Source organism: Amycolatopsis decaplanina DSM 44594 (genome assembly GCF_000342005.1).
In the GTDB taxonomy this organism is placed as follows: Bacteria; Actinomycetota; Actinomycetes; order Mycobacteriales; family Pseudonocardiaceae; genus Amycolatopsis; species Amycolatopsis decaplanina.
Genome location: NZ_AOHO01000046.1, coordinates 1 through 495, shown reverse-complemented (window position 1 = coordinate 495; position 495 = coordinate 1). Strand labels below are relative to the sequence as shown.

General features: G+C 64.2%; 1 protein-coding gene. It reads left to right on the top strand.

Annotation, left to right across the window (positions count from 1 at the left end):
- Positions 1-282: 282 nt before the first annotated feature.
- Positions 283-495: hypothetical protein (locus H074_RS41495; RefSeq protein ID WP_039922193.1), on the top strand; the 213-nt coding region annotated here is incomplete at its 3' end.

Here is a 495-nt window from a genome sequence, read left to right as displayed (position 1 = left end):
AATCACGGCCCCAGCCGGCAGGTTTCAAGTTGAAAACGGGGAACCGGCCGCGCTCGAGTCAGATGGCCCAGGACTGGATCAATGCCTGGGCGGAAAACCTGCACGGAGAAGAAATGACGCTGCAGGCGGTCGTGGATTTGTCCGGTGGCTTGGTCAGTGATTCTCACGTCAGCGCTTTGTGGCGGCGTCTTAAGGGGCNTCCGGGATTTCCTGAACACGCGGGGAGATCTCCCGGCAGGTTTCACCCTGAAGCCGAAGGACCGGACGGGGGCGAGGACGAGTGTGGTCGCCCAGGGCTGGATCAATGCCTGGGCAAAAAAGCTTCACGGGAAGATGCCGCAGGCGGAGGTCGCGGAACTGTCCGATGGCTTGATCAACAAAAACCAGGTGGCGGTGTTGTGGGCTGCTGTCGCGGGGGGTGCGGGTGGGGGTGTTCCTGTTCGGGTGGCGGAGGAGGCGGAGGCGGCGCGGGCGCGGTCGCGGGAGCTTTCGCGG